General features: G+C 61.0%; 19 protein-coding genes. 14 read left to right on the top strand and 5 right to left on the bottom strand.

The features are described from left to right. Nucleotides 1-38 precede the first annotated feature (38 nt). The 11 genes from rpsE to VJR68_RS18580 all read left to right on the top strand — a co-directional run bounded on the left by rpsE (nucleotide 39) and on the right by VJR68_RS18580 (nucleotide 7736). Nucleotides 39-548: a 30S ribosomal protein S5 gene (rpsE, locus tag VJR68_RS18630; protein ID WP_188792851.1), complete on the top strand. Its 510-nt coding sequence runs from the start codon at nucleotides 39-41 to the stop codon at nucleotides 546-548. Continuing rightward, nucleotides 541-729, top strand: a complete 189-nt coding sequence (gene rpmD, locus VJR68_RS18625) for a 50S ribosomal protein L30 (protein WP_204683693.1) — start codon at nucleotides 541-543, stop codon at nucleotides 727-729. Before rpsE ends, rpmD begins: the two co-directional genes overlap by 8 nt. Before the next feature lie 5 nt (nucleotides 730-734). Beyond that, nucleotides 735-1166 carry a 50S ribosomal protein L15 gene (gene rplO, locus VJR68_RS18620; protein WP_324150115.1) on the top strand — a complete coding sequence of 144 codons (432 nt, stop codon included), beginning with the start codon at nucleotides 735-737 and terminating at the stop codon, nucleotides 1164-1166. Nucleotides 1167-1169: 3 nt separating this feature from the next. Further along, complete coding sequence (gene secY, locus VJR68_RS18615) at nucleotides 1170-2495, top strand: preprotein translocase subunit SecY (RefSeq protein WP_324150113.1); 1326 nt, start codon at nucleotides 1170-1172, stop codon at nucleotides 2493-2495. A 122-nt stretch (nucleotides 2496-2617) separates the two neighbouring features. Next, on the top strand, nucleotides 2618-2974 hold the full coding sequence (gene rpsM / locus VJR68_RS18610; RefSeq protein ID WP_188792847.1) for a 30S ribosomal protein S13: 357 nt from the start codon (nucleotides 2618-2620) through the stop codon (nucleotides 2972-2974). A 12-nt stretch (nucleotides 2975-2986) separates the two neighbouring features. Beyond that, complete coding sequence (gene rpsK / locus VJR68_RS18605; protein ID WP_126683159.1) at nucleotides 2987-3376, top strand: 30S ribosomal protein S11; 390 nt, start codon at nucleotides 2987-2989, stop codon at nucleotides 3374-3376. Between the two features lie 11 nt (nucleotides 3377-3387). Then, nucleotides 3388-4014 carry a 30S ribosomal protein S4 gene (gene rpsD, locus VJR68_RS18600; protein ID WP_324150111.1) on the top strand — a complete coding sequence of 209 codons (627 nt, stop codon included), beginning with the start codon at nucleotides 3388-3390 and terminating at the stop codon, nucleotides 4012-4014. A gap of 16 nt (nucleotides 4015-4030) precedes the next feature. Next, nucleotides 4031-5029: a DNA-directed RNA polymerase subunit alpha gene (locus tag VJR68_RS18595; RefSeq protein ID WP_324150109.1), complete on the top strand. Its 999-nt coding sequence runs from the start codon at nucleotides 4031-4033 to the stop codon at nucleotides 5027-5029. A gap of 302 nt (nucleotides 5030-5331) precedes the next feature. Beyond that, nucleotides 5332-5715: a 50S ribosomal protein L17 gene (rplQ, locus tag VJR68_RS18590; RefSeq protein ID WP_324150107.1), complete on the top strand. Its 384-nt coding sequence runs from the start codon at nucleotides 5332-5334 to the stop codon at nucleotides 5713-5715. A gap of 147 nt (nucleotides 5716-5862) precedes the next feature. Further along, nucleotides 5863-6375, top strand: a complete 513-nt coding sequence (locus tag VJR68_RS18585; RefSeq protein WP_324150106.1) for a disulfide bond formation protein B — start codon at nucleotides 5863-5865, stop codon at nucleotides 6373-6375. After that, nucleotides 6372-7736, top strand: coding sequence for a class II 3-deoxy-7-phosphoheptulonate synthase (locus tag VJR68_RS18580; protein ID WP_324150104.1), 1365 nt, complete (start codon nucleotides 6372-6374; stop codon nucleotides 7734-7736). Before VJR68_RS18585 ends, VJR68_RS18580 begins: the two co-directional genes overlap by 4 nt. 68 nt (nucleotides 7737-7804) lie before the next feature. On the opposite strand, the gene bla is transcribed toward VJR68_RS18580, so the two are convergent. Together bla and VJR68_RS18570 are read right to left on the bottom strand one after the other, a co-directional pair. Next, entirely contained in the window at nucleotides 7805-8683 is an 879-nt protein-coding gene (gene bla, locus VJR68_RS18575; RefSeq protein WP_324150102.1) for a subclass B3 metallo-beta-lactamase, read from the bottom strand. An 85-nt stretch (nucleotides 8684-8768) separates the two neighbouring features. Next, nucleotides 8769-10382 (bottom strand): amidase, encoded by a 1614-nt coding sequence (locus VJR68_RS18570; protein ID WP_324150141.1) that lies wholly within the window; start codon nucleotides 10380-10382, stop codon nucleotides 8769-8771. Between the two features lie 111 nt (nucleotides 10383-10493). Between VJR68_RS18570 and VJR68_RS18565 the strand changes: the two genes are divergently transcribed. Next, a complete protein-coding gene (locus VJR68_RS18565) occupies nucleotides 10494-11207 on the top strand; it encodes a cytochrome c4 (protein WP_324150100.1) in 714 nt (237 codons plus the stop codon). After that, on the top strand, nucleotides 11204-12496 hold the full coding sequence (locus tag VJR68_RS18560) for a c-type cytochrome (protein WP_324150098.1): 1293 nt from the start codon (nucleotides 11204-11206) through the stop codon (nucleotides 12494-12496). Before VJR68_RS18565 ends, VJR68_RS18560 begins: the two co-directional genes overlap by 4 nt. A 5-nt stretch (nucleotides 12497-12501) precedes the next feature. Here the strand turns inward: VJR68_RS18560 and VJR68_RS18555 are convergent, their stop codons facing one another. The 3 genes from VJR68_RS18555 to VJR68_RS18545 all read right to left on the bottom strand — a co-directional run bounded on the left by VJR68_RS18555 (nucleotide 12502) and on the right by VJR68_RS18545 (nucleotide 17638). Next, nucleotides 12502-13680 (bottom strand): efflux RND transporter periplasmic adaptor subunit, encoded by a 1179-nt coding sequence (locus VJR68_RS18555; RefSeq protein ID WP_324150097.1) that lies wholly within the window; start codon nucleotides 13678-13680, stop codon nucleotides 12502-12504. A 9-nt stretch (nucleotides 13681-13689) separates the two neighbouring features. Next, a complete protein-coding gene (locus VJR68_RS18550) occupies nucleotides 13690-16875 on the bottom strand; it encodes an efflux RND transporter permease subunit (protein WP_324150096.1) in 3186 nt (1061 codons plus the stop codon). A gap of 223 nt (nucleotides 16876-17098) precedes the next feature. Beyond that, nucleotides 17099-17638 carry a mismatch-specific DNA-glycosylase gene (locus VJR68_RS18545; protein ID WP_324150094.1) on the bottom strand — a complete coding sequence of 180 codons (540 nt, stop codon included), beginning with the start codon at nucleotides 17636-17638 and terminating at the stop codon, nucleotides 17099-17101. 105 nt (nucleotides 17639-17743) lie between these two features. On the opposite strand from VJR68_RS18545, the gene rng reads away from it, so the two are divergent. Next, nucleotides 17744-19225 carry a ribonuclease G gene (rng, locus tag VJR68_RS18540; protein WP_324150092.1) on the top strand — a complete coding sequence of 494 codons (1482 nt, stop codon included), beginning with the start codon at nucleotides 17744-17746 and terminating at the stop codon, nucleotides 19223-19225. Nucleotides 19226-19237: the final 12 nt, after the last annotated feature.

Raw genomic sequence — 19237 nt, 5'->3', positions numbered from 1 at the left:
TAAAAGTCCCGGATGGTCCGGGCATACGGAAAAAGATAATGTCTTCTACTGATCGCGAAAATACAGACGGCCTGCTCGAGAAGCTGATCGCCGTCAACCGCGTGGCCAAAACCGTCAAGGGCGGCCGTCAGATGAGCTTCACCGCGTTGACCGTGGTCGGCGACGGCGAGGGCAAGGTCGGCTTCGGCTACGGCAAGGCGCGCGAAGTGCCGGTAGCTATTTCCAAGGCTATGGATCGCGCTCGTCGCAACATGGTGAGCATCGATCTGAACAATGGCACGCTTTGGTACGCCATCAAGGCCAACCACGGTGCGGCTCGCGTGTACATGCAGCCCGCCTCCGAAGGTACGGGCGTCATCGCTGGCGGTGCCATGCGTGCCGTCCTGGAAGTGGTTGGTGTGAAGAACGTGCTGGCCAAGGCCGTTGGCTCGCGTAACCCGATCAATCTGGTGCGCGCAACCATCAAGGGCCTGCAGGCCGTTGCCTCGCCGAAGCAGATCGCTGCCAAGCGTGGCAAGACCGTGGAAGAGGTACTGGGCAATGGCTAATACCGAAAAAACCATTCGCGTGCGCCTGGTTAAGGGCCTGCGTGGTGTACAAGCCCGCCACCGCTTGAGTGTGAAGGCGTTGGGCTTGAACAAAACCAATGACGTCCGTGAACTGAAAGACAGTCCGCAGGTTCGCGGTCTGATCAACACGGTCTATTACCTGGTGCGGGTTGAGGAGTAAGCATCATGCGTCTGAATGACATCAAGCCAGCAGCTGGCTCGCGCAAGACGCGCCTACGTGTTGGTCGTGGTATCGGCTCGGGCGTCGGTAAGACGGCGGGCCGTGGCCATAAGGGTCAACATGCCCGTACCGGCCGTACTCATCGCCTTGGTTTCGAGGGCGGTCAGATGCCGCTGCAGCGCCGTCTGCCGAAGGTCGGCTTCCGCTCGCAGAAGAAGGCAGAAAGCCAGCAGGTATTCCTGTATCAGCTTGCCAGCCTGAAGGCCGACGTGATTGACGCGGTTGTGTTGCATCAGGCCGGCCTGATCGACAGTCGCGCCAAGAAGGTCAAGGTTGTCGCCAAGGGCGAGATTGGGCGCGCGGTGAAGCTGTCGGGTTTGCTGGCTACGGCCGGCGCCAAGACCGCCATCGAAGCTGCCGGCGGCAGCGTGGAGTAACTCGTGGCTGCAGCCAAGGGTCCATCGGTCGGATCGCTCGGCAAATTGACCGAGCTGCGTCAGCGCATCTTTTTCGTGATTGGTGCGCTGATCGTGTACCGCCTCGGCTCGTTCATCCCGGTTCCTGGCGTGAACCCGGATGCCATGGCCAACTTGATCGGTCAGAGCGGCGGCATCCTGGACATGTTCAACATGTTTTCGGGTGGTTCGCTGGGCCGGTTTTCGGTATTCGCGCTAGGTGTTGTGCCGTACATTTCTGCGTCGATCGTGGTGCAGATGATGGGTTCGGTCATTCCAAGCCTGCAGGCATTGCGCAAAGAAGGGCAGTCCGGTCAGCGACAGCTGACTATGTATACCCGTATCGGTACGGTGGGCCTGTCTGCCTTCCAGGCGTTCGGGATCGCAGTAGCCCTGATGAAGCAGCAGACGAGCGGCGGGGTGCCCGTTGTCTACATGCCGGGTTTTGGTTTCATCCTTTCCTCGGTGGTAGGGCTGACAGCTGGTTCGTTGTTTCTGATGTGGTTGGGCGAGCAGATGACCGAGCGCGGTATCGGCAACGGTATCTCTCTGTTGATTTTCGCAGGTATCGTGGCTGGTTTGCCTAATGCGGTGGGGCACACCTTGTCGATGTCCAGCAATGGCGAGCTGAGCACGATCAAGCTGGTCATGGTAGTGGCGCTGGTGCTGGCGGTGACGGCGTTCGTGGTGTTCATGGAGCGTGCGCAACGGCGCATTACCGTGAACTACGCGCGGCGCTCGGGTGGGCAGCGGTCGTACATGAACCAGACCTCCCATCTGCCGCTCAAGATCAACATGTCCGGCGTGATTCCCCCCATCTTCGCGAACAGCATCCTGATGTTCCCGGCGATGGCGGCAACCTGGGGCAATGCCAGCCACCAATCCCGCTGGTTGCAGGATCTGGTGCAGGCCCTGACTCCCGGCGAGCCGCTCTACGACGTCATTTATGCGGTCCTGGTGATCACGTTTGCCTTCTTCTATACGGCGATCGTCTTCAATTCGCAGGACACGGCTGACAACCTGAAGCGGTCCGGCGCTTTGATTCCGGGTATCCGCCCGGGTCGTTCAACCGCGGATTACATCGATTCGGTAATGACCCGCCTGACCGGTGTCGGCGCCCTCTACCTGGTGCTGGTCTGCCTGGTGCCAACGTTCATGCAGAACGCCTGGCACGTTCCGTTCTACTTCGGTGGCACGTCGCTGCTGATCGTGGTGGTGGTGGTGATGGACTTTACCGCTCAGGTGCAGGCGCATCTGGTCAGTCACCAGTACGAAGGTTTGCTTAAGAAGGCCAACCTGCGCCGCGGCTGAGGCGCAAGGTGGGTTCCGGTGGAAAGGCCGTGGCGCGCAGGCGTCCCAGGACTTTCCTGACAGTTTGATTAAGGTTAGAATTGCGCGTTTACCGCGCAAGAAAGCATCGGAGAAAGTACATCATGGCGCGCATTGCGGGTGTCAATTTGCCGGTCCAGAAACATGTCTGGGTTGGCCTGCAGAGCATCTACGGTATCGGCCGCAGCCGGGCTAAGAAGGTCTGCACGGACGCGGGTGTGAACCCGAACGTTCAGATCAAGTCGCTGAGCGAAGGCGAGGTGGAGAAGATCCGCCACGAAATCGCCAAATACGTCGTGGAAGGCGATCTGCGCCGCGAAGTCGGTATTGCCATCAAGCGTCTGATGGACCTGGGTTGCTACCGCGGCCTGCGCCATCGCCGCGGCTTGCCGGTGCGCGGCCAGCGCACGCGTACCAATGCGCGCACCCGCAAGGGCCCGCGTCGCGCGATCAAGAAATAATTGGAATAAGCCATGGCAAAGCCAGCAGTTAAGACCAAGAAGAAAGTCAAGCGCGTTGTCACCGATGCGGTGGCTCACGTGCAGGCCTCCTTCAACAACACCATCGTCACCATCACCGATCGCCAGGGCAATGCGCTCTCGTGGGCAACCGCTGGTGGTGCAGGCTTCCGCGGTTCGCGCAAGTCGACCCCGTTCGCTGCCCAGGTCGCCGCTGAAAAGGCCGGCCGCGCTGCCGGCGAATATGGCGTAAAGACGGTGGAAGTGCGGATCAAGGGCCCTGGCCCGGGCCGTGAGTCGGCAGTGCGTTCGCTGAACGCGCTCGGCTACAAGGTTCTCAACATCATTGACGTAACGCCGATTCCGCATAACGGCTGCCGTCCCCCCAAGAAGCGTCGCGTCTAAGGAGCATCACCATGGCACGTTATCGTGGAGCTACCTGCAAACTGGCGCGTCGCGAAGGTTCGGATCTGAGCCTGAAGAGTCCGGCGCGCGCTATCGATTCCAAGTGCAAGCTTGAGAACAAGCCCGGTCAGCACGGCGCCAACAAGCGCATGCGCATGTCCGATTATGCCGTCCAGTTGCGTGAGAAGCAGAAGGTCAAGCGCATCTACGGTGTGCTCGAGCGCCAGTTCAGCAACTACTACACCAAGGCTTCGACCCTCAAGGGCAATACCGGCGAAAACTTGCTGCGTTTGCTCGAGAGCCGTTTGGACAATGTCGTCTACCGCATGGGCTTTGCGGTTACCCGCGCCCAGGCTCGCCAGCTTGTTTCGCACAAGGCGGTGCTGGTGAACGGCAAGAAGGTCAACATTCCGTCCTATCAGGTGCGCCCGGGCGATGAAATCGCGTTGACGGAGCGCGCACGCAATCAGCTGCGCGTGCAGGAAGCTGCCACCGTGTTCGACACGATGGATCTGCGCCCGCAGTGGATTGAAGTGGACGCCAAGAAGTTCGCCGGCACCTTCAAGTCGGTTCCGGATCGCGCCGATCTGCCGACCGACATCAACGAAGCGCTGATCGTCGAGCTTTATTCGAAGTAATCAACCGGAGCCCTGCATGGCAGTTTCGTCAACCAGCGTACTGCGGCCTCGTGGCCTCAGCGTTGAACAGCTCGGACCGAATCGCGCCAAGGTGGTGGTTGAGCCGCTTGAACGCGGTTTCGGCCACACCCTGGGCAACGCGTTGCGTCGCGTGCTGCTCTCATCGATCCCCGGCAGCGCCATCGTCGAGGTTGAAATCGATGGCGTGCTGCACGAGTACACCACCCTGGAAGGTTTGCAGGAGGACGTCATCGAAGTCCTGCTCAACCTCAAGGAAGTGGCCATTCGTCAACACACGGGTGATGAAGTCACCCTCACCCTGTCCAAGAAGGGCAAGGGCGTGGTCACGGCAGGCGATATCGTCGTCGACCACTCGGTGGAGATCATCAATCCTGAACACGTGATCTGCCACCTCACCAAGGACATCACGCTGAACATGCGTCTGAAGGTGCGTCGTGGCGTCGGCTATCAGCCGGCCAGTTCACGCCAGCATCCGGATGACGAGGCGCGCCCGATCGGCCGTCTGCAGCTGGACGCCTCGTTCGCACCCGTGTTGCGTGTGGCTTACGAAGTGGACGCCGCTCGTGTTGAGCAGCGCACCAACCTCGATAAGCTCGTCCTCGACATCGAAACGAACGGCACCATCGGTGCGGAAGATGCGGTGCGCAAGGCCGCTGAAATCCTCAACGACCAGCTGTCGGTGTTCGGCGATTTCTCGCGTCGCGAGAGTGCCACGGACAAGGCGGAGAAGGGCGGTTTCGATCCGCTGCTGCTCCGTCCGATCGACGACTTGGAACTCACCGTCCGTTCGGCCAACTGCCTGAAGGCCGAGAGCATCTACTACATCGGCGATCTGGTGCAGAAGACCGAAGTGGAATTGCTCAAGACGCCGAACCTCGGCAAGAAGTCGCTCACGGAGATCAAGGATGTCCTTGGCGTGCGCGGTCTTGCCCTCGGCATGAAGCTTGAAAACTGGCCGCCGCCGGGCTTGTCGCACGGCATGCAGCTGGGTTGATGATTTGCACCGACGCTCATCTTGATCGTCGGTGCAATCTGTTATGGGGAGCGTGTTTAGGCCTCCCCTGGATATGAAAAGACGGCCTCCATGGCCGCGCAGAAGATAGCTTGGCGATCCCCTTTGATCGCTCACCGATGAGCCTGGCGAGTGTTGATTGTCAGCCAGGCATTCGAAACAGTCATTCATGACTGCACTCTTAAAAAGCCCCGTTATAGCAAGGGCTTTAACAGCGGGTAACCGCGGGAAGCCGGTTTATTGGCCGGTTTTTCATAACAACAGACTCTAAGAGAGCTTTAGCCATGCGCCATCAAAAATCCGGACGCAAATTTAATCGCACCAGTTCGCATCGCGAAGCGATGTTCAAGAACATGGCTGCATCCCTGATCAAGCACGAGCTGATCCGCACCACCCTGCCCAAGGCAAAAGAACTGCGCCGCGTGGCAGAGCCGCTGATTACCCTGGCCAAGTCTGACAGCGTAGCCAACCGTCGTCTTGCTTTTGCGCGTCTGCGCGACAAGCAGGCCGTGGGCAAGCTGTTCGTCGAGCTGGGGCCGCGTTACCGCGAACGTCCCGGCGGCTACCTGCGCGTCCTCAAGTGCGGCTTCCGCCCGGGCGATAACGCGCCGTTGGCGTATGTCGAACTGGTGGACCGCCCGCGTGCCGAGGCTGCCGCTGACGAATAATCCAAACACCGTTTGGACGTCCAAATGCGAACCCCGCCTGGGCAACCAGGCGGGGTTTGCTCTTTTAGGAGGTCATGGCATGCGCCTGCTGACAGCGTGGCGGGGAGCGGGTAATGTCAGCATCCCCACCCCGATGGCATGGTTTCCATGAATCCCCTCCGCTGGTCTTACCGCGTCAGCTTCTTTGTTGGCTTCCTGATCTGTATCGGCCTGCTTGGGTTTGCGTTGTTTGCCGAATATCAGTGGGGTCTGGAACCATGTCCGTTGTGCATCTTCCAGCGCATCGGCTTCATGGTCATGGCGGTGTTCTTTCTGTTCGGCGCGATTCACGGACCGCGTGCCGGCGGCCGCTGGTTCTATACCGGCTTTGTGCTGCTTGGTGCGCTATTCGGCATCGTTGTCGCTGCTCGCCATCTGTGGATCATGTCGCTGCCCGCGGATCAGGTCCCGGCTTGTGGCCCCAACTTGGCGTACATGTTTGACGCCTTCCCGTTCCAGAAAGCCTTGAAGATGGTGTTCACCGGCTCGGGTGAGTGCGCCAAGATCCAGCCGCTTCTGGGCCTGCCCATTCCGCTATGGGCTCTGTTGTGGTTCGTTCTCCTTTCGATACTGGCGATCCGCGCAAGCTTGCAGCGTGCGACGCCGAGGTTGCGCCTATGAGCGAGATAGCATCTTCCGTCGAGACCCTGAACTGGACGCCGGCGTCCTGGCTTCAGCGCAAAGCCCTTCAGCAGCCGCACTACGAAGACCACGCTGAGCTCAATCGCGCGCTCGGCGAGCTGTCGCATCTGCCACCGCTGGTGACATCTTGGGAAGTGCTGGCGCTGAAGCAGGCACTGGCCGAAGCCCAGGAAGGCAAGCGATTTCTCTTGCAAGGCGGCGATTGCGCGGAAAGCTTCGCCGACTGCACCAGTCCCGTGATCTCCAACCGCCTGAAAGTACTGCTGCAGATGAGCCTGGTGCTGGTGCACGGCCTCAAGCAGCCCGTGCTGCGCGTGGGCCGGTTTGCTGGGCAGTACGCCAAGCCACGCTCGGCCGACACCGAGACACGCGATGGCGTCACGCTGCCCAGCTTCCGCGGCGACGTGATCAACGGTCCGGAATTCACCGCCGAAGCACGCCGCCCCGATCCGCAGCGCCTGATCCGCGCGCATGCGCATTCCGCGCTCACCATGAACTTCGTGCGCGCCTTGATCGATGGCGGCTTTGCCGACTTGCACCATCCCGAATATTGGGATCTCGCCTGGGTGGAACATTCACCGCTGGCCGCCGATTACCGCCGCATGGTGACGGGCATCGGTGATTCGCTGCGCTTCATGGAAACGCTGGCAGGTCCCATCGCTGGCTTTACTCGCGTGGATTTCTTTACCTCCCACGAAGCCTTGCTGCTGCACTACGAGCAGGCACTCACGCGCCAGGTTCCGCGCCATCGCGGCTGGTTCAATCTTTCCACGCACTTCCCGTGGATCGGCATGCGCACCGCCGCGCTCGACGGTGCCCATGTGGAATATTTCCGCGGCATCCGCAATCCGATCGCGGTGAAGGTCGGCCCATCGGTCACTCCCGATCAGCTGTTGCCGCTTATCGATGCATTGAACCCTGAGGATGAGCCGGGCCGCCTCACGCTGATCCATCGCATGGGCCATGCGCAAGTTGCCGAGAAACTTCCGCCGCTGCTTGATGCGGTGAAGCGTGCCGGACGCCGCGTGCTATGGGTGGCCGATCCAATGCACGGCAATACCGAAAGCACGTCCAACGGCTACAAGACACGCCGCTTCGACAACATCCGCAGCGAGCTGGATCAGGCGTTCGACATCCACGCCGCCGCCGGCACCCATCTGGGCGGCGTGCATCTGGAGTTGACGGGCGAAGATGTCACCGAATGCATGGGTGGCGCCCGCGACTTGAGCGAAGCGGATCTGCAGCGCGCGTACAAATCGATGGTCGACCCGCGCCTCAACTACGAGCAATCGTTGGAACTGGCGATGCTGATCGTGCGCAAATCCGGGCGCATGAGCTGATCGAGAAAACGTAGGCTGGGATGAAATCCCAGCATCGGAACGCAAGAAAGCTGGGATTTCATCCCAGCCTACTTGGCTCCGGTTTCTTTCTTTACGCGCTCTTCGAGATTCTGCTGTCCTTCGTTCGCATAAGCCTTGCATGCTTGCGTGTCGATCAAAGGATTGGGTTTGCCTGGCGCAATGCCTGCCGCCTTCTCAAAAAAACCATCACGTGGATGCGGCGTGAGCAGAATGTCGCAAGGCAGTGCCGCAAGCATCGTCAACATATGCCGATAGCCGGCAACGCGTTCCGGATGTGCCGGATCGGTGTAGCGATAATCATCGGTGCTGAGCAGCGTAATGCTGTCGGCATAGACCATCGACAGGCAACGCTTTTCTTCGCACGAACGCCAAGTCCACCCGGTACTGCCAGGCGTGTGCCCCGGCATGGGATGCATGTGCAAAGCCAGCGGGCCGACGTGTACCGTTTCCCCGTTGGCCAGGATGCGAATCTTGCTGACTTTGGGATAGAACGGCGCCATGCCGTGTTGCGGATCCTCGGCATCATCTCCGCCACGTTTCATCATGTTTGCCGACTTCGCACTGGCGGCAACCTGCGCACCGCTGTCGCGCGCGAGCGCAGCAATTGCACCCGCGTGGTCGCCGTGCGCATGGCTGTTGAGAATCAGCTTGATGTCCTGCACGCGGAAACCCAACGCGCGAATGTTCGATTCAATCATCGGCGCGTTTTCCGGCAACGTGCCGTCGATCAGTACGTGGCCCTTGGGTGACGTGATCAGAATGGCGCTAAGGCCATGCGAGCCGACGTAATAGGTATTGCCGTAGATGCGGAACGGCTTCTGCGGTTGTATCCAGGTCGCGCGAAGATCCGCACTAGCGGTAGTGGCATCGGCATGAGCCGTCGCGCACGCCAAGGCCATTACGCCCATTGCAGGCCAGCATTTCATGGACATCTCCGTGTCGAAAGAGAGCTGCCACGTTAGGTGCCGAAGCTGGCCGAAGCGAGTGGCTTGCGGCCAGCGACATGGTTATTCAATGGCTTTGCGCTGACACCGGCGCATACGCATCGGCATCCACCGTCGGCAAGAACTTCGGTGCCTGCCAGGCATGCGTATGTTGCTCGAAGCCGTAAGCGATCGAAATCAATGTTGGCTCGCTCCACTTCGTGCCGAAGAACACGATGCCGACCGGCAAGCCGTGCGCCCATCCCGCTGGCACGGTCATTGACGGATAGCCCGCCACCGCCGCCGGTTGCGACGCACCGCCAATGGTGGGATTGCCGCTGACGATGTGATCGCCCAGCACCAGGTCGGTGAGATACGCCGGTCCCCATGACGGCGAGAGCAGGGCATCCAGATGATTCGCCTGCAACGCGGCATCGATGCCTTGCGGCCCCGACAGCTGTTTCGCCTTGTTCAACGCATCCACATAAGCCTGGTCAGTGAGCGGCCCCTTCGCTTGGGCCTGCTCGAACAGATCCTGCCCGAACCACGGCATTTCGCGTGCGGCTTCCTGTTTGTCGAACGCAATCAGGTCGGCGAGGTTTTTGACTTGCAAGCCTTTGCGTCCGGCGAGATACGCATTGAGATCGTGCTTGAAGTCGTACAGCATCACGGTCATTTCCGGATCGCCGAGTTCAGTCAGATGAGGCAATGTCACCGGATCGACAATGATCGCGCCCTGCGCCTTCATCACCGCAATCGCTTCGTCCAGCACGCGATCGGCATTCGGTTCGTTGCCGGCCAGTTGCCGCACTACGCCGATGCGTTTGCCACGCAAACCATTGGGATCGAGGAAGCGCGTGTAGTCGGTAGCGTGTTTATCCGCATCTGCGGTGGCAGGATCATGCGGATCGCTGCCGGCCAATGCCGTCAGCAACATCGCTGCGTCCGTGACGTTGCGCGCCATCGGTCCGGCGGTGTCCTGATTGTGGCTGATCGGGATGATGCCGCTGCGGCTGACCAGGCCCAGCGTCGGCTTGATACCTACGATGCCATTCATCGATGCCGGGCAGATGATCGAGCCGTCGGTTTCCGAGCCCACTGCTAACGGCACCAGACCCGCCGCTACCGCCACTGCGGAGCCCGAACTCGATCCACAGGGATTGCGATCCAAGGCATATGGATTGCGCGTTTGCCCACCACGGCCTGTCCAGCCACTGCTGGCGTGGGCGGAGCGAAAATCCGCCCATTCGCTCAAATTGGCTTTGCCCAGAATCACGGCGCCCGCTTTGCGCAAACGCGTTACCAAGGCAGCATCCTGCGGTGCCGGCGCGCCCATCAGAGCCAGTGAGCCGGCGGTGGTTAGCGTGTGGTCGCCGGTGTCGATGTTGTCCTTCAGCAATACCGGAATGCCATACAGCGGGCCATGCGACGATTTGCGTTTCGCATCCAGCTTTGCCGCTATCGACGCAGCATCCGGATTCAACTCCAACACCGAACGCAGCGTAGGGCCAGCTTGGTCAATCGCGTGGATGCGCGTGATGTCGTCCTGTACCAATGCCTTGCTGGTGAGCTTGCCGGCATCCATCCGTTGTTGCAGTTCGGTCACGCTTTGCCAGGTCACGTCGCTGTCCTGGGCAAAAAGTGGCGAAGAGGGGAAAACAACAAGCGCAAGTGCGGCGCACAACAGCGACGGGCGAAGCATGGCAGCAACCTCCGGATAGGGCGTGGCGTGATGCCGCAGCATAACCGCAGGCGTCACGGCTGGCGCATGCGCCACCCCTATACTTCTGGCATGGGTACCAGGGGCCGGCCGATGTCGATGCGATGGATAATCCTGCTCACCTTGCTGCTTTGCAGTGTGCTTGCGCATGCCGATCAAACCGCTGTGCCGGACACACTGCAGCAACGCATTGCCGCCTGCACGACCTGCCACGGCGTGCATGGCGAAGGCTCGCCCGGTAGCGGTTTCTTTCCGCGCCTGGCCGGCAAACCGGCCGGCTACCTTGCCTTGCAAATGCAGAACTTCCAGCGCGGGCTACGCAAATACGCGCCGATGGAATACACCGTGCGCCTGCTCACGCCGGAATACATGCACGAGATCGCTGCGTATTTCGCTGCGCAGCAGGTGCCATACGAACGTAAACCGGTTCCCGCACTCGCGCCATCGATGTTGCAGCGTGGCCAGCAGCTGGTCACCGCCGGCGATCCGGGCCGCCAGATACCGCCTTGCCAGGCATGCCACGGAAAACAACTGACGGGGACCGAGCCTTCGGTGCCCGGTCTGGTCGGCCTGCCGTACGACTACATCAGCTCGCAACTGGGTTCATGGCGAACGGGTACGCGTGCATCCGCCGCCCCGGATTGCATGGCGCAGATTGCCAATCGCCTCGCACCGGCCGACATCACCGCCGTATCGGCATGGTTGGCAAGCCAGGAAACGCCAGCCGATACGCACCCGCAGCCCGCAGGTTCGATCACGCCGCCCTTGCGCTGTGGCGTGCTGCAACCGCAAGGAGAGGGCGCATGACGCGGCTGCGTTGGCTGTGGATTCCCATCGTGCTGCTGGTGATCGTGCTGGCCGGCGGATGGTGGCTGTCGCAGCGGCATCGGCAGCAATCTGCTGCTCCGGAAGACCTTGCTATCGCGAACATGCTCAAGGATCCCGGCGTGATTGCCAAAGGCCGCTACTTGGCCACGGCTGGCGATTGCGCTTCCTGCCACACCACGCGCGATGGCCACGCCTATGCGGGTGGCCGCATGCTGCCGACGCCGTTCGGCAATATCCCTGCGCCCAATATCACGCCGGATGCGGAAACAGGCATCGGCAACTGGAGTTTCAATGATTTCTGGCGAGCGCTGCACGACGGCATCGGACGCCAGGGTGAACCACTCTATCCAGCGTTTTCGTACACCTCGTTCACCAAGGTCACGCGCAACGATGCCATCGCGATCTTCGCGTACCTGCGTTCGCTGCCGCCCGTGCATCAGCCGGATGCAACGCTGGGATTGCGCTTTCCCTACAACCTGCGCAGCACGCTTACGGCGTGGCGTGCGATGTATTTCAAGGCGGGCATGTACCAGCCCAATGCCACGCAATCTGCGTTGTGGAACCGTGGTGCCTATCTGGTGCAGGGGCTTGGGCACTGCAACGAATGCCATGCCATGCGCGATCAATGGGGCGGTTCGGAAAGCCATGCAGCCCTGTCGGGCGGACTGATTCCGGAGCAAGGCTGGTATGCGCCGGATCTGAGCACACAGGCCAACGGCGGTCTGCAAGGTTGGAGCCGGCAAGACATCGTCGACGTGCTGAAGACCGGGCAATCATCGAAAAGCGCGGCAGTAGGGCCGATGGCGGACGTGGTGGCCAGCAGCACGCAATACCTGCGCGACGAGGATCTGCAAGCCATCGCCGATTACCTGCTTTCGCTACCGCCGCGTGCCACGCCGGCACCGATGCGTGCAAGCTTCGATAGCCAGTCGTTGATGGATCGCGGCAATGCCGTCTATGTCGAGCGCTGTGCGAATTGCCATGGCAAGGATGGTGCGGGCGTGCCAGGCATCTATCCGGCGCTGGATGGCAATGCCACCGTGGTGGATCCCATCGGCATCAACGCCACGCGCGTCGTATTGCTGGGCGGATTCTCCGCCGTGACGAAAGGCAATCCACGGCCGTACTCCATGCCGCCGTATGCGCAGCAACTAAGCGACGCGGATGTCGCGGCGGTGGTGACGTATATCCGGCACGCCTGGTCGAACCATGCTGCGGCGGTGCAGGAACGTGACGTGGCAACCTATCGGCACACGCCGATCGACTGAGTTTCTCAGGGCATCCGTTGCTGCTGCGCCTTGTTAGGCTCGACAACGTTCACCTGCTGGCCTTCAGCCAAGGAATCCGACGGACTCAGCACGATGCGATCGTCGTCATTCAATCCTTCGGTGATCTCCACCGTGCTGCCAAAATCACGCCCCAACGTCACCGGTTGCAGATGCACGCGTTGTTGTCCGTCCACCAGCGCAACACGCAAGCCTTCGGCACGGAACAACAATACGTTGGCGGGGACGATGTAGTTGCGCGTCGCAGTGGATACTTGCAGCCTCACGTTGGCATAGACGCCCGGCAGCAATTGCTGCTCCGTATTGCTGACATCGATTTCCGTGCGCAGCGTGCGCGTGTTCGGATCAAGCGCATCAGCCGTGCGTGCCACGGTACCGGTGATCGGCTTGGCGCCGTAGGTGTTCAGGCTCACATCGGCGGGCATGCCGACGTGCACGCTGGCCGCATAGGTTTCCGGCACATCCACGAACACGCGCAGCGTGCTGGTGTCGGCAATCACGAACAGATTGCTGCCGCTGGCGCCGGCATCCACCAACGCGCCGAGATTGAGATTGCGCTGCGTCACGACGCCGTCGTACGGCGCTTCGATGTGCTTGAAGTCTTCCAGGTTCTGCAAGCGAGCCACATTGGCTTCATCCGCCTGCACGGTCGCGGCATCCGCCTTGTATTGCGCCAGATACTGATCGGCCGTTTGCTGCGCGATCAATCCTTGCGTCGCCAGTTTCGCGTAGCGGTCAGCCGTGACTTTGGCGAAGGCCATGGTGGCCTGGTCGGTACGCATCTGAGCCTTGCCTTGCAGCAACTGGTTGTCGACGTCCGGCGTGTCCAGGTCAGCCAGGCGCTGGCCTTTTTTCACCTTTGCACCGATGTCGACATACCACTTGGCCACGTAGCCGGTCGTGCGCGCATACACCTGTGCGTCCTGCCACGAGGCAACCGTACCAGGCAAGCTCAGGCTCTGATCTTTCGGCGATGCCTTGGGCGTGGTCGTGGCGACGGTAGCGACGGCGTTGCGGTCCGTGTCAGCCGTCAATTCATGACGCGCCTGCACGCGCTTGACGATGCCGAAGACAGCCAGCACCACCAGCACGACGCCAAGCCCGATCAGAACGAGCCGTGCGCCGCGCGAAGGCTTGGCGGGGTGTGGAGCATGGACAGAAGACATGATCGGCTCTCACGCTGCAGCCGCATCGAGACGCGCCTTGCGGCGTCGATGCAGCAGACTGAAAAAGGTCGGTACAAAAAACAGAGTGGCGGCCGTGGCCAGCACCAGGCCGCCGATCACGGCGCGGCCCAGCGGCGCGTTCTGCTCGCCGCCTTCGCCCATGCCCAGCGCCATCGGCACCATGCCGATGATCATCGCCAATGCCGTCATCAACACCGGGCGGAAACGCTGAAAGCCGGCTTCGACGGCCGCTTGCACCGGGTCGCCGTGATGCGCCAGCCGTTCGCGCGCAAAGCTGATCACCAGGATCGAGTTGGCAGTGGCCACGCCCATGCACATGATCGCGCCCATCAAGGCCGGCACCGATAGCGTGGTGCCGGTAAGAAACAACATCCACACCAGGCCGGCCAAGGCAGCCGGCAAGCCTGCAATGATGATCAGCGGATCCAGCCAGCTCTGGAAATTCACCACGATCAACAGATACACCAGCACGATCGCAAACAGCAGTCCGCCCAGCAATCCCCGGTAGGAAGACTGCATGGTCTGCGTTTGGCCGCGCAGGTTGATGTTTACGTCGCGCGGCAAATGTTTGGAGTGCTCGTCGATGACGCGCTGCACGTCGCCCGCTACCGTACCCAGGTCGGTGCGATCGACCGAGGCGTACAGATCCATGGTGGGCCGCGTGCTGTAGTGCGTGACGATGGCCGGCCCTTCGCTGCGCGAGAAATCAGCCAGGTTTTGCAGTGTTTGGCTGATGGTCGAACCGGAAGAACTGCCGCTTGCCGCACTATTGCCGGAAGCACTGTGGATCGGCAGGTTCTTCAACGCTTGCAAGCTATCCATGCGGTATTGCGGTGTCTGTGTGGCAATGCTGTAGCTGATGCCGGTTTTCGGATCTACCCAGAACGTGGGATTGACCTGCGAAGAGCCGGCCAGCGCGGTCAGCAAGTTGCTTGCCACGTCCTGCGTCGTGAGGCCAACCAGGCTCGCGCGCGTGCGATCCACGTCCACGTTGATCTGCGGCAGATTGAGTGCCTGCTGGATGCGCAAGTCGACCAGTCCGGGGATCTTCAACAGATCGCCGTAGAGTTCCTTGGCGACCTGGGCCGATGCGTTCGCGTCATGGCTGGACACCTGCACGTCGATAGGCGCGGGCGCGCCGAAGTTCAAAATCTGCCCAACAATGTCTGCTGGCAGGAACGAGAAGATCACGCCCGGATATTTCTGCGCGAGTTGTCGCCGCAGGCTGCGCACGTAGTCGATGGTGGGATGGTGGTCTTCATTGAGCGTCACGAACACATCGCCGTCCGAGGTGCCCACCACGCCGGTATTGCTATAGGAAAGATTGATGCCGCTGTAGGGAATGCCCAGCGTATCGACAATGCTGGCCAGCTCCTGCTTCGGGATCGTGTCGCGAATCACGCCCTCGATGCCATCGGCAAGCCGCGCCGTTTCCTCGATGCGCAAGCCGACCGGTGCGCGGAAATGCAGTTTGATCTGGCCGCCGTCGACATAAGGAAAGAAATCGCGTCCCAGCCACGGCACCAGCAAACCGACTGACAGGGCACAGCTGGCAAAGAACAGGATCGCAAACAACCCGCGATGGCGCTCGGTGGTTTCCAGCGCGCCGCGATAACCATCGCGCAAGCGCTCGAAGTGACGTTCGAACGCAAGCTGGAAGCGGCCCATGGGACCGCTTGCCTGCTTGTTGTGGTTGTGCTTCTTCAGCCAGTACAGCGAAAGCGTCGGCACCAACGTTCGCGACAACACGTACGAGGCCAACATGGCGAACACCACCGCTTCGGCCAGTGGTGCGAACAGATACTTGGCCACGCCGCCCAGGAAAAAGATCGGCACGAACACGATGCAGATCGACAAGGTCGACACGAATGCCGGTACCGCGATCTGATGCGCGCCTTCCATGATCGCGTCGTAGACCTCCTTGCCTTCTTCCAGATGCGAGTTGATGTTCTCGATCGTCACGGTGGCATCGTCGACGAGAATACCCACCGCCAGCGCCAGGCCACCCAGCGTCATGATGTTGATGGTCTGGCCCAGTGCCGACAGCGCGATGATCGACGCCAGGATGGACAGCGGAATCGAGATCGCAATGATCAGCGTCGAACGCCACGAGCCCAGGAACAAGAGAATCATCAAGCCGGTCAGACCCGCCGCGATCACGCCTTCGCGAATCACGCCGGCGATCGCCGCGCGCACGAACAGCGACTGATCGGAAAGCGAATGGATCTCCAGGTTGGGCGGAATCGCCGCGCGGATCGCCGGCAGCGAATGTTGCAGGCTGTCCACGATATCCAGCGTGGAAGCATCGCCGATTTTCAGGATCGACATCAGCACCGCGCGCTGCCCATTCACGCGCACCACGTTGGTCTGAGGCGGCGAGCCATCGTGCACATACGCCACGTCGCGAATATACGTGGTGACGCCGTTGACGGTGCGGATCGGCGCATTGTTCAACTCGTCGACCTGCAGCGGACTGCCGTTCAATTTCACGCTGTACTCGGTCGCGCCGATCTTTTCCGTGCCCGCAGGCAGGATCAGGTTCTGCGCGCCGATGGCCGCGACCACGTCGCTCGGCGAGAGGCCATGCGCGAGCAATGCCTGCGGATTGATATCCACCTGCACCTGCCGCTGCTTGCCGCCATAGGGGTAGGGCGTGGCCGCGCCGCGCACCGAGGTGATGAAGGTGCGCACCGTCTGGTTGGCATTGTCGAAGATCGCGGCTTCCGACAGCTCCTTCGACGACAGTGCGAATTGCAGGATCGGCACGGTGGAGGCGTTATACACCAGGATCAGCGGCGGATTGGTGCCCTGTGGCAAGCCGCCCAATACCGTCTGCGAAATCGCGGTGACCTGCGCCACCGCCATGTCGATCTTCACGTTCGGCTGGAAATACACCTTCACCAGGCCGATGCCGTTGAGCGATTGCGTCTCGGTGTGCTCGATGTCATTGACCGTGGTGGTCAGCGCACGCTCGTAGCCAGAGACGATGCGGTTGTTCATGTCCTCGGCGGGCAGTCCGGTGTAGCGCCACACCACGGAAACCACCGGGATATCGATATTGGGAAAGATATCCACCGGCGTGCGCAGGATCGCCAACGGCCCGAGGATCAGCAGCAACAGCGCCAGAACGATGAAGGTGAGCGGACGCTCGAGCGCGATTTTGACGATCCACATAACCGATGCTTTCCATCAGCCTTGCGAACGGACGTCCGTTTGCATCAACTGACTTTAGGAGGGTGCCGGGAAAATAGTAGCCTAGACAATTTTTCTGACGGCAACCATAGGCCGAAGGCAATGCACGTTCCCGCATCTATTTGCGATTTGCGCAGCCGTCGCAGGTTGGGTTGGCGCAGCGTAACCCAACGGTTTTGCGTGAAAGCTGTCGGGTTACGCTGCGCTAACCCAACCTACGGTTTGCTACATGGGTGGCCAGCGTAATCCAATGCGCGAGATCCCAATGTCCACGTGCTTGCCCGGATGGCGAGGGCAGCACGAACACTTGCGTCGAACCGAATGCACGATCCTGCAGCCCGTAGGTGACATGGTTGTTGCCGAGCGCCGCACGCGCACCATGCTTGCTGGTGAAGGCCAATAACGCTGGCGCATAGCGTTCGATCTTCGCAAGCAGCGCCGGAACGTCGAACGCCTCCTTGGGCAATTCATCGTCATTGCCCACATGGCGCTTGGCCAGGTCGGTCAGGCCAATGCCGAACTCGGGCAGCGAGGAAAACTCCTGCGGCAGCAGGAGCCGTGGCGTGAGTCCCGCCTGGAACAACGCGCGCCAGAACATATTGCCCGGATGGGCGTAATAGGCGCCCTCCTGGGCCGACCGCTTGCCGGCCGCGGTGCCGCAGAACACCAGCCGCAGGCCGGGGCGCAGAACGTCGGGAAGGATCGGGCTGTCAGAAGAAACCGTGATGGCTTGGGGCTGGCGCATGGCAGTCACTTTACCGAACTCGGCAGTACAGCAGGAGACGTGCACTGCGCATCGACAGTTCTCTCAGCTAAAGGCTATAAATGGCTGGATAGCTTGGGGAAACCGGTGAGCGAAGAAATCCTGATCAACATGACCCCGCGCGAGACGCGAGTCGGCGTGGTGGAAAACGGCATGCTGCAGGAGCTGCATGTCGAGCGGGCGTCCCGGCGCGGGTACGTCGGCAATGTCTACAAGGGACGGGTGCAGCGGGTGATGCCGGGCATGCAGGCGGTGTTCGTGGACATCGGCCTGGAACGGGCGGCTTTTCTGCACGCCTCCGATATCGTGCGTCCGCCGCTGCCGGAAGGGGCGGAAGTGAGCACCGGCAATGGCAACGGCCATATGCCGTCGATCAGCGAGCTGGTGCACGAAGGGCAGGAAATCGTGGTGCAGGTGGTGAAGGATCCGATCGGCACCAAGGGTGCGCGGTTGTCCACGCATCTGTCGATTCCCTCGCGCTACCTGGTGCTGCTGCCGCATGCGCGCACGCTGGGCATTTCCACCCGCATCGAGGACGACAACGAGCGGCAGCGGCTGAAAGACGTGCTGACGCCGTTGATCGGCGAAAACCCGCTCGGCTACATCGTGCGCACCAACGCCGAAGGGCAATCCGCCGAATCGCTCGCGTTCGACGTCATCTACCTCGGCAAGGTCTGGCGCGTCGTGCAGGAAAATATTGCGAAGGCCAAGGTGGGCGAACGTGTCTACGAAGAACTTTCGCTGCCGCTGCGTGCGTTGCGCGATCTGCTCAACGACGACATCGAAAAGGTGCGCGTGGATTCGCGCGAAACCTACGAGAAGGTTGCCAAGTTCGTGCACAAGTTCATGCCGAGCCTGGACGATCGCATCGAACATTACGCCGGCGAACGCCCGATCTTCGACCTGTACGGTGTGGAAGACGAAATCCAGCGCGCGCTGCGCAAGGAAGTGCCGCTGAAATCGGGCGGTTATCTGATCGTCGACCAGACCGAGGCGATGACCACCATCGACGTCAACACCGGCGGTTATCTCGGTACACGGAATCTGGAAGAAACCGTTTATCGAACCAACCTCGAAGCCGCCCAGGCGGCTGCGCGCCAGCTGCGGCTGCGCAATCTCGGCGGCATCATCATCATCGATTTCATCGACATGACCGATGAGGAACACAAGCGTCAGGTCATCCGCATGCTGGAGAAAGGCCTCGCGCGCGATCACGCCAAGACCACGGTCTACCCGATGTCGCCGCTCGGCCTGGTGGAGATGACGCGCAAGCGCACTACCGAAAGCCTGGAACGCCAGCTGTGCGAGCCATGTCCCGCATGCATGGGGCGCGGCACGGTGAAAACCGCCGAAACGGTCACTTACGAAATTTTCCGCGAGATCACCCGCGCCGTGCGCCAATTCAATGCGCAGAAACTGCTGGTGATGGCCAGTTCCAAAGTGGTCGGCCGCATTCTTGAGGAAGAGTCTGCTGCCGTGGCCGAGCTGGAAGAATTCATCTCCAAAAGCATACGCTTCCAGGCAGAGGAGCATTATTCGCAGGAACAGTTCGATGTTGTACTTCTTTGAAGCCGCCCCGGG

It is taken from the genome of Dyella sp. (assembly GCF_035277725.1).
Lineage (GTDB): Bacteria > Pseudomonadota > Gammaproteobacteria > Xanthomonadales > Rhodanobacteraceae > Dyella_B.
This window is presented reverse-complemented; position numbering and strand designations above follow the sequence as displayed.